Consider the following 13,250-nt stretch of genomic DNA (forward strand, 5'->3'; position numbering starts at 1 on the left):
GAACCGCCCGGTGCGGACCCGCATGCCGGGTGGTGTGGCAGGGGTACGGCCTCATGGCCGTCCCCTATGCCGATTTACCGTTGGCGCGTAGTCGTACGTCTATGCGCTTGAAAAACCGGCGCGTTCAGCTATTCGCCTCGGACGTTTCGTTCGCGCGACGCAGCCGTTCGCGGCTATTCGACAGATGCATCCGCATGGCCGCGCGCGCGCCGTCGGCGTCGTGGCGGCTGATCGCTTCGAGAATGCTCTCGTGCTCGAGGTTGACGAGCGACAGGTACGCGTCCGGCTCGGCGCGCGCAATGCCCGCGGAATCGAGACGGTTACGCGGAATCAGCGCGCTGCCCATTTGCGTGAGGATGTCGACGAAATAGCGGTTGCCCGTGGCGCGCGCCACCGAAATATGAAACTGCAGGTCGGCCTCGACGCTGTCGAGTCCGTTATGGCGCGTCGCTTCGATCGCGTCGAGCGCGGCGCGCATGCGCGCGAGGTCTTCCGGTTTGGCACGCTGGGCCGCGAGACCCGCGCATTCCGTTTCGAGGCTGATCCGCAATTCGAGGATGCACAGCACGTCGCGCAGCGTGGTGGCCGGCACCATGTCGATACCGAGCTTTTCGCGCTGCGGCTCGAGCACGAAGCTGCCGATGCCGTGCCGCGTCTCGATGACCTTGCCCGCCTGCAGGCGCGAAATCGCCTCGCGAATGACCGTGCGGCTCACGCTCAGCGTGACCATGAGTTGCGATTCGGTCGGCAGCTTGTCGCCTGGTTTCAGCGCGTTGGACGCGATCTGCTCGGTGACGTAATTGACGACGAGCTCGGCGAGATTACGAGCGCGTCGTGGCGGTGCCGCGGATGCCAGTGGTGTAGCCATCGAAAACGCCCCTTGAATCAGATAGTTGCAGATACTTTCTGCGATCCATTATACCGTCGTCTGACGACTGATTATAGAAAGGCCGGATCAATTTGAGCGGGAGGTGAGGGCCGGGCCGCAGCGCGCGGCCGCGGCCCCAAGCCGGGCGCTGCAATTCGCGCCGCGCTTAGCGCGGGCGCAGCTCCACGCGCTTGATGTCCTTCACGATCACGAGGTAGCTGAACACCGTCAGCAGCGCGTTCGCGCCGACGAACACCAGCGCGCCGTTGAACGAGCCGCTTTGCGCGACCAGGTAGCCGATCACGATCGGCGTGACGATGCCGGCCACGTTGCCGAACATGTTGAAGATGCCGCCCGACAAACCGAGCGCTTCCTTCGGCGACGTATCGGCGACCACCGCCCAGCCGAGCGCGCCGATGCCCTTGCCGAAGAACGCGAGCGACATCAGGGCGACGACGATCCAGTCGGTCGAAACGTAGTTGCAGCCGATGATCGACACCGACAGCAGCATGCCGCCGACAATCGGCACCTTGCGCGCGACGGTCAGCGAATGGCCGCGCCGGATCAGCGAGTCCGACAGAATGCCGCCGAGCACGCCGCCGGAAAATCCGCAGATCGCCGGCAACGACGCGACGAGGCCCGCCTGCAGAATCGTCATGTGACGCGCCTGCACGAGGTAGATCGGAAACCAGGTCAGGAAGAAGTACGTCAGCACGTTGATGCAGTACTGCGCGAGATAGACGCCGACCAGCATCCGGTTCGTCAGCAACTGGCGCACGAGCGACCAGCCGCCGGCCTTTTCGACGTCGGCGGGACCGGTTTTCTGGTGACCGTTGATCACGCCGCCGCCCTGTTCGATGTACTCCAGTTCCGAAGCCGACACGCCCGGATGGTCGGCGGGATGCTTCATCACCTTGAGCCAGGTGAGCGCGAGCAGCAAGCCGGCCACGCCCATCACGACGTACACCATGTGCCAGCCGAACGCGTGCGTGAGCCAGGCCATCAGCGGCGTGAAGATCACTGCCGCGAAGTATTGCGCCGAGTTGAAGATCGCCGATGCGGTGCCGCGTTCCTTGGTCGGAAACCAGCTCGCCACGACTTTGGCGTTGGCCGGAAAGGCCGGCGATTCCGCCGCGCCCATCGCGAAACGCAACACGAAGAGACCCGTCACCGCGGCGGCCGCGCTGCCGAGCAATCCGATCGAGCTTTGCAGCAGCGTGAAGAGCGACCAGAAGAAAATGCTCGCGGCGTACACGCGCCGTGCGCCGAAGCGGTCCAGCAGCCAGCCGGCCGGCAATTGCGAGGCCACGTAAGCCCAGCTGAACGCGGAGAAAATGTAGCCCATGCGGATCGCGTCGAAGCCGAATTCGGCGCGCATCGCCGAGCCGGTGACCGACAGCGTCGCGCGGTCTGCGTAATTGAACGTGGTGATTACAAAGATAAGAAGCAGGATCGCGTAGCGGACTTTGGTGCGCTTTGCGACGTTGGCGGAACTCGCCGTGCGGCTCATTTCCATGGTCATCTCCTTAATTCTTGTACAAGAGAGCGGGCTCGTGGCCTCGACCGCATGTGCGAAAAACGCCCGGCGACGCGGTCGTCTCCGGGCGCTCCTTGCGCAGCCGTCTATGCGGCTCTCATCTGCGGCAGTTGTCCGCGTGGCCGGCAGTCGATCCGCCGGCCACGCGCGCTGCGTTACTGCGGGCCGAGCGTCTTGATGAGCGCGTCGAGTTGCGCCATTTCTTCTTCGGTCAGATCGGTCAGCGGCGCACGCACCGGACCGGCGCTGTGGCCGACGAGCTTCGCGCCCGCCTTGACGATGCTCACCGCGTACCCGGCGCGGCGGTTGCGAATCTTCAGGTACGGCAGGAAGAATTCGTCGATCAGTTTGCCGACGGTCGCGTGGTCGTCCGCGGCGATTGCGCGGTAGAAGTCCATCGCGGTCTTCGGAATGAAGTTGAACACCGCCGACGAGTACACCGGCACGCCCAGCGCCTTGTAGGCCGCGGCGTAGACTTCCGCGGTCGGCAGGCCGCCGAGGTACGAGAAGCGGTCGCCCAGACGGCGGCGGATCGTCACCATGTTTTCGATCTCGCCCACGCCGTCCTTGAAGCCGATCAGGTTCGGGCAGCGCTCGGCGAGACCCTCGAGCATGTCGGCGTTAAGCTTCGAATTGGCGCGGTTGTAAATGATCACGCCCATGTTCGGCACCGACTTGCAGACTTCTTCGGCGTGCGCGGCGATGCCTTCCTGGCAGGCTTCCGTCAGGTAGTGCGGCATCAGCAGAATGCCGTTTGCGCCGTGGCGTTCGGCTTCTTTCGCATACTCGATGGCGACGCGCGTCGGGCCGCCCGCGCCGGCCAGGATCGGCACCTTGCCCTTGCAGACTTCGGCTGCCGTGCGCACGACGTTCGAATAGTCGTTGTGCGTCAGCGAGAAGAACTCGCCCGTGCCGCCAGCGACGAACAGCGCCGAAGCGCCGTACGGAGCGAGCCATTCGAGGCGCTCAGCGTAAGTCTCGGCGCGGAATTCGCCTTGTGCGTCGAAGTCGGTGACCGGGAAGGAGAGGAGGCCTTCTGAAACGATCTGCTTGAGTTCCTGCGGTGTCGTCATGATGTCTGTATCCAGGCGTCGGTGTAGGTTGGATCAATAGAAATGAAGATTTCTTATACGTCATCGTACAACAACAATTCGGCTAACTCAACGGTGTTTTCGCGGCATAATGGTGCTCTTAGGGTAAATACGGAACATCCCACGCGATTCGCATGTTGTAGGATGACGTATGAATAAGCTGGCGCAGAAGGCGTAAATAGCCATAAGGATCGATGCAATGGAACTTTCACCGCTCTACATTCGCGTTCACCCCAATGACAATGTCGCGATCGTCGTGAACGACGGCGGACTGGGTGAGGGCGCCGTATTCCCCGACGGCCTGGTGCTGCGCGAGCGCGTGCCGCAGGGCCACAAGGTCGCGCTGGCCGATCTGGCCGAGGGCGACGAGGTCATCCGCTATAACGTGGTGATCGGCTATGCGCTGAAGGCGCTGCCCAAGGGAAGCTGGATCAACGAGCACGTGATCCGCATGCCGAGTCCGCCGGGACTCGAAGACTTGCCCATTGCGACGATCAAGGCGCCGGAGATGCCGCCGCTCGAGGGCTACACCTTCGAGGGCTATCGCAACGCGGACGGCTCGGTGGGCTCGCGCAACATTCTGGCGATCACCACGACAGTGCAATGCGTGGCGGATGTGGTCGAACACGCGGTCGTGCGCATCAAGGCCGAGTTGCTGCCGAAGTACCCGAATGTCGACGACGTGGTCGGCCTCGGCCACACCTACGGCTGCGGCGTGGCGATCGACGCGCCCGACGCGATGGTGCCGATCCGCACGGTGCGCAACATCGCGCTGAATCCGAACTTCGGCGGCGAGGTGATGATGGTGAGCCTCGGTTGCGAGAAATTGCAGCCGGAGCGCCTGATGCCGCCCGGCACGATTCCGATTGCCGCCGCGCAGAACCCGAGCGAGATCGCGGACATCGGCGATCTTGGCGCCGACGAGAACGGCGACGTCGTCGTGTTGCAGGACGAATCGCACGTCGGCTTCCAGTCGATGATCGACTCGATCATGAGGACCGCCGAAGGTCATCTGAAGCGGCTCAACAACCGGCGTCGCGAGACGTGTTCCGCCGCGGATCTCGTGGTCGGCGTGCAATGCGGCGGCAGCGACGCGTTTTCCGGCCTCACCGCGAATCCGGCCGTGGGCTTCGCGACCGACCTGCTGGTGCGTGCGGGCGCGACCGTGATGTTCTCCGAAGTGACCGAAGTGCGCGACGGCGTCGATCAACTGACGGCGCGCGCGGCGAACGCGGACGTCGCGCAGGCGATCATCCGCGAGATGCAGTGGTACGACGATTATCTGAAGCGCGGCGGCGCGGACCGCAGCGCGAACACCACGCCGGGCAACAAGAAGGGAGGGCTGTCGAACATCGTCGAAAAGGCGATGGGCTCGATCATCAAGTCGGGCAACTCGGCGATTTCGGGCGTGCTGTCGCCGGGCGAGAAAGTGCGCCAGAAAGGGCTGATTTATGCGGCGACGCCGGCGAGCGACTTTATCTGCGGCACGCTTCAACTGGCGGCCGGCATCAATCTGCACGTCTTCACGACGGGCCGCGGCACGCCGTACAGTCTCGCCGAAGTGCCGGTCATCAAGGTCGCGACGCGTTCCGATCTGGCGCGCCGCTGGCACGACCTGATGGACATCAACGCGGGCACCATCGCAACCGGCACGGCGACGATCGAAGAGGTGGGCTGGGAACTGTTCCGCTTCATGCTCGACGTCGCGAGCGGGCGCAAGAAGACCTGCGCCGAGAAGCTGAAGCTGCATAATGCGCTGGCGCTGTTCAATCCGGCGCCGGTGACCTGAGTGCCGCATCTGGCGAGCCGCGAAATTCGCGGCTCGTTTTACGTGGTGGCTTCACTGCTTCGTTAGCTTCATTTGCCTTGTTCGCCTCATCCGCCTCATAGACGGCTCAAACAAAAAGACATGACTGATTCGAATTCCGACCGCCCATCCTCGAAAAAACCGTTTCGACGCCTGCTGCTCACCGGCGCGGCAGGCAATCTCGGCAAGCAATTGCGCGGCGCGCTGGCCGCGTGGGCCGACGTGGTGCGCGTGACCGACATCGCGCCGCTCGGCGAGCTGGCTGCGCACGAAGAAGCGTCGATCGTCGACCTCGCCGACGAAGCCGCGGTCCTCGCGCTGCTCGAAGGCGTGGACGCGGTGATTCACCTCGGCGGCATCTCCGTCGAAGCGCCGTTCGCGGATCTGCTCGAAGCGAACATTCGCGGTCTCTACAACCTGTATTCGGCGGCGCAGAAGCAGGGCGTGAAGCGCATCGTCTACGCAAGCTCGAATCACGCGGTCGGTTTTCATCCTGTGACGGAAGTGCTTGATACGGATGCGCCGTTGCGCCCCGACAGCCTGTATGGCGTGACGAAATGCTTCGGCGAATCGCTGTCGCGCTATTACTTCGACCGCTTCGGGCTCGAGACGGTGTGTCTGCGGATCGGCTCGTCGTTCGAGCAGCCGAAGAACCCGCGCATGCTCGTCACGTATCTGAGCTATCGCGACTTCATCGAACTCGTGCGCTGTTCGCTGTTCACGAATCGCGTCGGCCACGCGATCGTGTACGGCGTGTCGGATAACCGCACCAAGTGGGTCGATAACACCAAAGCGGCGTTTCTCGGTTTTCGTCCGCAGGACAGCTCGGTTCGGTTCGAGCATCTGTTCCCGGTCACCGCGCCGACTGCCGATCTGGACGATCCCACGCAGCGCTTTCAGGGCGGCCCATTCGTGCTGGCCGGGCCGATGGAGCCGAAGCGATGAGCGCGGCGGGCAATCCTCGCGTCGAACGGGTCGAACGCGTCGAAGCGGCGGGGCCGGTGCCGGCTGCCGTGGGCGAGAGTCCGGTATGGCGCGCGGCCGAACAGGCGCTTTACTGGGTCGATATTCCGGCGCAAAAAATCGTGCGCTTGCGACTCGAAAGCGGCGAGCGGTCTGAATGGCTGTTGCCCGAGAAGGTCGCGTGCATCGCGTTCGATCGTCGCGGCAACGTGCTCGCGGGCTGTGAGACCGGTCTTTTCGCGGTCACGCTGAGCGACGCTTCGGCGCCTCTTGCGACGCAAGCCGAGCCCGTGAAAGTCAGCGGACGCAAGCTCGCCGCGCCGGTCTTCCCGTTCGGCGACATGCGTTTCAACGACGGCCGCTGCGACCGGCAAGGCCGCTTCTGGGCCGGCACGATGGTGCAGGATATGGCGGCCGCCAACCCGGCCGGCGCGCTGTACCGATTCGACGCGGGCGGGGTGTTGTCGGCGCCGATCGTGGACGGACTCATCACGCAGAACGGCCTCGGCTGGTCGCCCGATGGCAGCACGATGTATCTGTCGGACTCGCACCCGCTGCGCAGACAGATATGGGCTTTCGACTACGACGTCGAAACCGGCGAGCCGCGCAACCGGCGCGTGTTCGCGGACCTGAACCACTATGTGGGGCGGCCCGACGGCGCGGCGGTGGATGCCGACGGCTGCTACTGGATCTGCGCGAACGACGCGGGCGCGCTGCTGCGCTTCACGCCGCAAGGCAAGCTCGACCGGCAGATTAACGTGCCCGCGATCAAACCCGCGATGTGCGCGTTCGGCGGCCGCGATCTCGACACGCTCTTCGTCACGTCGATTCGCCCGGCGGCCGGCGCGACCGAACACGACGGGCATCTGTTCGCGGTGCGTCCGGGGGTCACCGGCTTGCCCGAGCCGGAATTCGCCGGCGATCTGTAAGCGAAAGAGAGCAGTCGGAAAGAGCGCCGGCACGGGCAACGCGACCGGCGCTTATTGTTTCACGCTCGTTAATTCATCACTCGTCATACAACATTGTGGCGTCGATACGACGATTTGCGTCGTCGTTTTACGAAAAATCGGCGTTCCGGCCTTCTCCGCTCGCGTGGATCTCCAATCCCGCCGCTGCCGCGCTTATCCATGCTGACAGCGTATTCAGGTCATCTCTACCGGATACCCGTTTCCTCGGGTAAATACCGTCTGTACAACTCAAACTGCGTTTTATAGACTTCGTATGTCGTCGTACAACGTATGAGCGCAAACAGATTGCTTTCTGTACTTTTCGAGATAGCAGCGCATTGCGTGGTACGCGGCGGCTTTGGCGTGCGCGATGGTTCACAGGTTCACGCCCAGGCATGCCGACGCAGCAGAAGTAAAAGAAGTCGAGTTGTCTGACAGGAGTGCTGATCTTTGTGCCGGGGACGTTGCACGGACAGCACGGCAGGGCGTTCGCCACCGCAGGAGACCGCGGGCGCCGCGCCGGGAGACGCAGCAAAACCATGTCACATCCGAGACTGGCCGTCGTTACGGCAGTTCGCTACCGGCTGTCCGCGAGCGGCTGTTGCAAGCGGCTCTTTGCATCGATTGGATGTCTAATTTTGAGGAATGTCACGATGAATAAGAAGTTTGCCTCTTCCCGTGTTTCGTTGATCGTCGCCGCGTCCGTGCTGGCCTTCGGCGCCATGTCGGCGCAGGCGCGCGTGTTCCGCGTGTCGGACGTGCATGGCGACACGTACCCGACCAACATGGCCGTCAAGTACATGGGCGAGCAGATCAAGAAGGCAACCGACGGCAAGGACTCGGTGAAGGTATTCGGCAACAGCGCACTTGGTTCGGAGAACGATACGATCGATCAGGTGCGCATCGGCGCGCTCGACATGGCGCGCGCGAACGGCGCGGCATTCAACGAGATCGTTCCTGAATCGATGATCCCGTCGCTGCCGTTCCTGTTCCGCGACATCGACCATTTCCGCAAGGTGATGTACGGCCCGGAAGGCCAGAAGATTCTCGACGCGTTCAAAGCGAAGGGCATGATCGCGCTGACTTTCTACGAAAGCGGCGCGCGCTCCATCTACACGAAGAAGCCGATTCGCACGCCCGCCGACATGAAGGGCCTGAAAGTGCGCGTGCAACCGTCGGATCTGATGGTCGACGAAATCAGGGCAATGGGCGGCACGCCGACGCCGATGCCGTTCGCCGAAGTCTATACGGGCCTGAAGACGGGCCTCGTCGATGCAGCGGAAAACAATCTGCCGTCGTACGAAGAGACCAAGCACTTCGAAGTCGCGCCGGTCTATTCGGAAACGCAGCACTCGATGACGCCGGAAGTTCTCGTCTTCTCGAAGAAGATCTGGGACACGCTCTCGCCGCAAGAACAGGAAATCATCAAGAAGGCCGCGGCTGATTCCGTGCCGTACTACCAGAAGCTCTGGACCGCACGCGAGAGCGACGCGAGCAAGACCGTGACGAAGGGCGGCGCGCAGATCGTCGCACCGTCGCAGATCGATCGCGCGGCATTCGTCAAGGTGATGCAGCCGGTGTGGGCGAAGTATGAAAAGACCCCGCAAATGAAGCAGCTCGTCGACGAAATCCAGGCAATCAAGTAAGAGTCGCATGGTGTTTTACGCAGCGGGAAAGTCTTGCAGGAAGCTGCGGACTTTCCCGCTGCATGCCGCATGCTGAATGCCGTCGCCGCTGATGTCGGCAGGCAAGAATGGGATCAAGAGATTCATGAAACGCCCAAACGATTTTCTCTTTCGCACGCTAACCGTCATCGCCTCCGTCAGCCTTGCCGCGCTGAGTCTGCTGGTGATCTATGGTGTCGTGATGCGCTATGTATTTAGCGACGCGCCCGATTTCGTCGAACCCATCGCGCTATTGCTCGTAATCGTGATCGCGATGTTCGGCGCCGCGCTCAAAGTTCGCGAAGGCGGCCATATCGGGCTCGATTCGCTCGTGAAGAGCCTGCCCGTAAAAGGCCAACTGATCGCGCACGTGTTCCAGCACTTGTGCCTGATCGCGCTTGCCGTGGCGATCTTCTTCGGCTCTCTGGAGATGGCAGAGACCACGCGGCATGACCACATTCCAATTCTGGGTTTGCCGGAAGCGCTTCGTTATCTGATCCCGGTTATTGCCAGCGTCTGCATCGCGTCGTTCTCAATCGAGAACCTGCTCGCGCTTTTCGCAAAGAAACACAAATAGAACAATCATGGAACTTGCCCTCCTTTCTATCAGTTTCATCGTTTTTCTGGTACTCGGCGTTCCTGTTTCGTTCGCGCTGGGACTCTCGTGCGTGCTGACGTATCTGTACGAGGGACTGCCCGCGGCCACCGCCATGCAGTCGATGGTCTCGGGGATGAATGCGTTTTCATTCCTCGCCGTACCGTTCTTCATCTTCTCCGGCGAGCTGATGCTCCACGGCGGGATTGCCGATCGCATCCTGCGTTTTGCGCAAGCCACTGTCGGTCATTTCCGCGGCGGCCTCGGCATGGCCAATGTGGTCGCGTGCACGTTGTTCGGCGGCGTCTCGGGTTCGCCCACGGCGGACACATCGGCAATGGGCGGCGTCATCATTCCGTTGATGAAGCGCGAAGGCTATAGCGCCGCATACGCCGTCAACGTCACGACGCATTCGTCGCTGGCGGGCGCGCTGATGCCGACGTCGACGAACATGATCATCTACGCGTTCGCCGCGCAGGGCATTACCGGAACGCTGAACGGTGTGCCGATGAGCGGCGTGTCGATTGGCGATCTGCTGTTCTCGGGTCTCTTGCCGGTGTTGTGGGTGATGGGCTTCGTGCTGATCGCCGCGTACTGGCAAGCGGTGCGCTATGGCTATCCGCGCCGTCCCGACGGTTCGACCGGACTGCAGCGTTTCCCCGGCTGGCTCGCGGTCGCGCGCACGTTCCTCGGCGCATTGCCGGGCCTGATGGTCATCGCGATCATTCTGGTCTGCGTGGCAAAGGGTATTGCTACGGCGACGGAAGCCGCCGCTATTGCAGTCGCTTATTCGCTTGTGCTGACAGTCGTCGTGTATCGCACGATGACGCTGAAGAAGCTCTCTTTCGCCTTGTCGAAAGCCGCGAAAACGACGGGCGTCGTGCTGCTTCTGATTGGCGTATCGAACATGCTGCGCTACCAGATGGCTTATCTGGAGATCCCCGATGCAATCGAGCACATGCTCGACGGCGCAACGAGCATTCCCTGGTTGATGCTGCTGTACATCAACATCATCCAGATCTTCCTCGGCACGTTTGTCGATATGGCGGCGCACATTCTGATCACCACGCCGCTGTTCCTGCCGATGGCGATGCATAGCGGCGTCGGCCCCGTGCAGTTCGGCATCATGATCCTGCTGAATTGCGCATTGGGTCTCGTGCATCCGCCGATCGGCTCGGTGCAGTTCATCGGCTGCGCGATTGGGAATGTGTCGATTGGGGAAACTACCAAGGTGGCGTGGCCTTATTACCTCGCTATCTTCAGCGCCATTAACATTGTTACGTACGTCCCGATGTTCTCCACGTGGTTGCCGAGCCTGATTAATGGACACCCGGTTTTCTGACTGGACATCCCCGATTCACCGGTTGCGCGGTTCAGACAATGACCGGTAGTCAAGAACAATTTTTTAAAGAGGAGCATAAATGAAAAAGGCACTAGCAACCTCCGCCCTTGGCCTGTTCGCCCTTGGCGCACACGCTCAGAGCAGCGTGACGTTGTACGGTATCGTCGATACAGGGATCGGCTACCAAAGCAGCTCGGCGGCGCTCGGCTCGAATTCGGGCGGCCGCTCGGTTGTGAAGATGAACAACGGCATCTGGGCGGGTAGCCGCTTCGGCCTGAAGGGTAGCGAGGATCTTGGCGGCGGCACGAAGGCCATTTTCCAGTTGGAGCAGGGCTTTAACAGCGCAACCGGCGCGCAGAGCGTGAACGGCCTCGGCTTCAGCCGCCAGGCCTGGATCGGCGTGACGAACCCCACGTACGGTACGCTGACGGCTGGCCGTCAGTACACGTCGTACTACACGCTGCTGTCGCCGTATAGCCCGACTACGTGGCTGACGGGCGCTTACGGCGCACACCCGGGCGATCTCGATTCGCTGGATACGATCTATCGCGCGAATAACTCCCTCGTGTACACGTCGCCGAAGATGTACGGTGTGACGGTAAGCGGTTCGTACTCGTTGGGCGGCGTGCCGGGCAGCTTCAACGCCGGCTCGACGTGGAGCGCCGCGGTGCAGTACCTGAACGGTCCGTTCGGTATCGCAGCGGGCTTCCAGCGCATCAACAACTCGACGCCTGGTGGTGGTCTGTGGGGCCCCGAGTCGACTACGTCGAATAACGGCGCGACGAGCGGCCCGGGTCTGTCGGGCATCACGAACGGTTACCGCACGGCGCAGGCTCAGCAGCGCTTCGCGGTTACCGGCGGCTACGCGTTCAGCTCGCAATGGGACGTGTCGTTCTCGTACTCGAACGTGCAATACATTCCGGGTGTGAACTCGGGTTTCCGTCATCAGGCGACGTTCAACACGGGTGGCGCAGTGGTGCACTTCAAGCCGATCGGTGCACTCGACTTGGCAGCCGGCTATAGCTACACGCGTGCGACGGAATCGAATGGCATTTCGAGCGCAGCCAGCTATCACCAGTTCAACCTGTCGCAGTACTACAGCCTCTCCAAGCGTACGGGTCTGTATGCGGTGGAAGCGTATCAGCGTGCGAACGGCAAGACGATCGGCAACAACGGCGTGAGCATCATCAACGCGACGGCCGATATCGGCGACGGTCAGAACAGCGCGCCGTCTTCGTCGCGCAGCCAGGTTGCAGGCGGCGTGGGCATCATCCACCGCTTCTAATGGCTCTGGAGTAGCGGCGGCGTGTTGTTACGCCGCCACAGCGGCGCATTTTGTTCATGCGTCGCTGAGCAATAAAACCGCTGCGCGCACCGCGCGCGCAGCGGTTCAATTCAACTCTCGCTGTCGGACCACAAGCGTCCTCCCGTCGCCCAATTTTCGCGCTTCACGTCGGTGAGAATAATGTCCACCGAATTCGGTTCGACGCCGAGCGACTCGCATGTCGCTTTCGTGATTGCTTCGACGAATTGGCGCTTCTGCTCGAGTGAGCGGCCTTCAAACAGTTCGATATGAAACGTGGGCATGATGTATGTGACTCCGTTGATAAAGCAATCGGCGTGCTGCGCCGCGTATTCGTTAAGCGCTAATCACGATAGCTCGGATCGAGCCGGTCGAGCTTGCGCAGCAGCGCGGGCCATTCAAGTATTCCTTCGATTGCGCCGCCATCGTAGAGCTGCTCGGCCGTGCGAGTGGCGATTGCATCGTCGGGCACGACGAGCGGCGCGCCGCATGCCTGCGCCTGCAACTGGATCTCGCAAGCCTTGAGCAACGTGGCCATCAGCACGTACGCTTCGGCGACCGTGCGGCCGACCGTCAGCGTGCCGTGATTGCGCAGCAGCATGGCCGGCTTGTCCGCGAGATGCTCGACGAGGCGCTCGCTCTCAGCGGGTGTGAATGCCAAGCCTTCATAGTCGTGATACGCAAGCTGGCGATAAAAACGCAGCGCGTGTTGCGACGCGGGCAGCAGTCCCGCAGGCTGCGCGGAGACGGCCACGCCCGCCGTATTGTGCAGATGCATCACGCAGAAAGCGTCGGCGCGCGCGGCATGCACGGCCGCATGAATCGCGAAGCCCGTCACGTTCACCGTGTATTCGCTTGCACCGACGATATTGCCGTCGACGTCGATCTTCACGAGATTCGACGCACGCACTTCATCGAATGCGAGGCCGAACGGATTGATCAGGAAGTGGCCCGGCTCGTTCGGCACGCTCGCAGAGATGTGCGTGTAGATGAGATCGTCCCAGCCGTTGAGCGCGACGAGCCGGTAAGCGGCGGCGAGGTCGACGCGAGTCTGCTGCTCCGCTTCGGAGCGTGGCCCGGATTGCGCGACGCGGCCCTTCGGTACATGAGCGAACGACATATGTTTCTCCTGA

The 13,250-nt window shown here is 62.2% G+C and carries 12 protein-coding genes; 7 read left to right on the forward strand and 5 right to left on the reverse strand.

Annotation, left to right across the window (positions count from 1 at the left end; translation table 11 throughout):
• Positions 1 to 124: 124 nt before the first annotated feature.
• The 3 genes from AB6809_RS30045 to kdgD all read right to left on the reverse strand — a co-directional run bounded on the left by AB6809_RS30045 (position 125) and on the right by kdgD (position 3,478).
• Complete coding sequence (locus tag AB6809_RS30045; protein WP_006052340.1) at positions 125 to 868, reverse strand: FadR/GntR family transcriptional regulator; 744 nt, start codon at positions 866 to 868, stop codon at positions 125 to 127.
• A 166-nt stretch (positions 869 to 1,034) separates the two neighbouring features.
• Positions 1,035 to 2,384 (reverse strand): MFS transporter, encoded by a 1,350-nt coding sequence (locus AB6809_RS30050; protein WP_006052339.1) that lies wholly within the window; start codon positions 2,382 to 2,384, stop codon positions 1,035 to 1,037.
• Positions 2,385 to 2,560: 176 nt separating this feature from the next.
• A complete protein-coding gene (gene kdgD / locus AB6809_RS30055) occupies positions 2,561 to 3,478 on the reverse strand; it encodes a 5-dehydro-4-deoxyglucarate dehydratase (RefSeq protein WP_029968660.1) in 918 nt (305 codons plus the stop codon).
• 217 nt (positions 3,479 to 3,695) lie between these two features.
• Between kdgD and garD the strand changes: the two genes are divergently transcribed.
• The 7 genes from garD to AB6809_RS30090 all read left to right on the forward strand — a co-directional run bounded on the left by garD (position 3,696) and on the right by AB6809_RS30090 (position 12,099).
• On the forward strand, positions 3,696 to 5,285 hold the full coding sequence (garD, locus tag AB6809_RS30060) for a galactarate dehydratase (protein WP_029968661.1): 1,590 nt from the start codon (positions 3,696 to 3,698) through the stop codon (positions 5,283 to 5,285).
• 120 nt (positions 5,286 to 5,405) lie between these two features.
• The gene (locus tag AB6809_RS30065; protein WP_310032213.1) at positions 5,406 to 6,248 is read left to right on the forward strand and encodes an NAD(P)-dependent oxidoreductase; all 843 of its coding nucleotides are present in this window, start codon (positions 5,406 to 5,408) and stop codon (positions 6,246 to 6,248) included.
• Entirely contained in the window at positions 6,245 to 7,195 is a 951-nt protein-coding gene (locus AB6809_RS30070; RefSeq protein ID WP_029968663.1) for an SMP-30/gluconolactonase/LRE family protein, read from the forward strand. The genes AB6809_RS30065 and AB6809_RS30070 overlap by 4 nt, the downstream gene beginning before the upstream one ends.
• 671 nt (positions 7,196 to 7,866) lie before the next feature.
• Positions 7,867 to 8,859, forward strand: coding sequence for a TRAP transporter substrate-binding protein (locus AB6809_RS30075; RefSeq protein WP_006052334.1), 993 nt, complete (start codon positions 7,867 to 7,869; stop codon positions 8,857 to 8,859).
• A gap of 76 nt (positions 8,860 to 8,935) precedes the next feature.
• Positions 8,936 to 9,454 carry a TRAP transporter small permease gene (locus AB6809_RS30080; RefSeq protein ID WP_051153951.1) on the forward strand — a complete coding sequence of 173 codons (519 nt, stop codon included), beginning with the start codon at positions 8,936 to 8,938 and terminating at the stop codon, positions 9,452 to 9,454.
• A gap of 7 nt (positions 9,455 to 9,461) precedes the next feature.
• Positions 9,462 to 10,814 (forward strand): TRAP transporter large permease, encoded by a 1,353-nt coding sequence (locus tag AB6809_RS30085; RefSeq protein ID WP_006052332.1) that lies wholly within the window; start codon positions 9,462 to 9,464, stop codon positions 10,812 to 10,814.
• Positions 10,815 to 10,893: 79 nt separating this feature from the next.
• Entirely contained in the window at positions 10,894 to 12,099 is a 1,206-nt protein-coding gene (locus AB6809_RS30090; RefSeq protein WP_006052331.1) for a porin, read from the forward strand.
• 110 nt (positions 12,100 to 12,209) lie between these two features.
• Here the strand turns inward: AB6809_RS30090 and AB6809_RS30095 are convergent, their stop codons facing one another.
• Both AB6809_RS30095 and AB6809_RS30100 read right to left on the reverse strand, forming a co-directional pair.
• The gene (locus AB6809_RS30095; protein ID WP_006052330.1) at positions 12,210 to 12,401 is read right to left on the reverse strand and encodes a 4-oxalocrotonate tautomerase; all 192 of its coding nucleotides are present in this window, start codon (positions 12,399 to 12,401) and stop codon (positions 12,210 to 12,212) included.
• A 59-nt stretch (positions 12,402 to 12,460) separates the two neighbouring features.
• Positions 12,461 to 13,237 (reverse strand): class II aldolase/adducin family protein, encoded by a 777-nt coding sequence (locus AB6809_RS30100; RefSeq protein ID WP_029968665.1) that lies wholly within the window; start codon positions 13,235 to 13,237, stop codon positions 12,461 to 12,463.
• Positions 13,238 to 13,250: the final 13 nt, after the last annotated feature.

It is taken from the genome of Paraburkholderia sp. RCC_158 (genome assembly GCF_041355255.1).
Taxonomy (GTDB): domain Bacteria; phylum Pseudomonadota; class Gammaproteobacteria; order Burkholderiales; family Burkholderiaceae; genus Paraburkholderia; species Paraburkholderia graminis.

Bases quoted from the DNA above. Each gene is read 5' to 3' on its own strand.
- kdgD (WP_029968660.1), bottom strand. From the start codon at position 3,478: ATGACGACACCGCAGGAACTCAAGCAGATCGTTTCAGAAGGCCTCCTC.
- AB6809_RS30065 (WP_310032213.1), top strand. From the start codon at position 5,406: ATGACTGATTCGAATTCCGACCGCCCATCCTCGAAAAAACCGTTTCGA.
- AB6809_RS30085 (WP_006052332.1), top strand. From the start codon at position 9,462: ATGGAACTTGCCCTCCTTTCTATCAGTTTCATCGTTTTTCTGGTACTC.
- AB6809_RS30090 (WP_006052331.1), top strand. From the start codon at position 10,894: ATGAAAAAGGCACTAGCAACCTCCGCCCTTGGCCTGTTCGCCCTTGGC.
- AB6809_RS30075 (WP_006052334.1), top strand. From the start codon at position 7,867: ATGAATAAGAAGTTTGCCTCTTCCCGTGTTTCGTTGATCGTCGCCGCG.
- garD (WP_029968661.1), top strand. From the start codon at position 3,696: ATGGAACTTTCACCGCTCTACATTCGCGTTCACCCCAATGACAATGTC.
- AB6809_RS30070 (WP_029968663.1), top strand. From the start codon at position 6,245: ATGAGCGCGGCGGGCAATCCTCGCGTCGAACGGGTCGAACGCGTCGAA.
- AB6809_RS30080 (WP_051153951.1), top strand. From the start codon at position 8,936: ATGCCGTCGCCGCTGATGTCGGCAGGCAAGAATGGGATCAAGAGATTC.
- AB6809_RS30100 (WP_029968665.1), bottom strand. From the start codon at position 13,237: ATGTCGTTCGCTCATGTACCGAAGGGCCGCGTCGCGCAATCCGGGCCA.
- AB6809_RS30045 (WP_006052340.1), bottom strand. From the start codon at position 868: ATGGCTACACCACTGGCATCCGCGGCACCGCCACGACGCGCTCGTAAT.
- AB6809_RS30050 (WP_006052339.1), bottom strand. From the start codon at position 2,384: ATGGAAATGAGCCGCACGGCGAGTTCCGCCAACGTCGCAAAGCGCACC.
- AB6809_RS30095 (WP_006052330.1), bottom strand. From the start codon at position 12,401: ATGCCCACGTTTCATATCGAACTGTTTGAAGGCCGCTCACTCGAGCAG.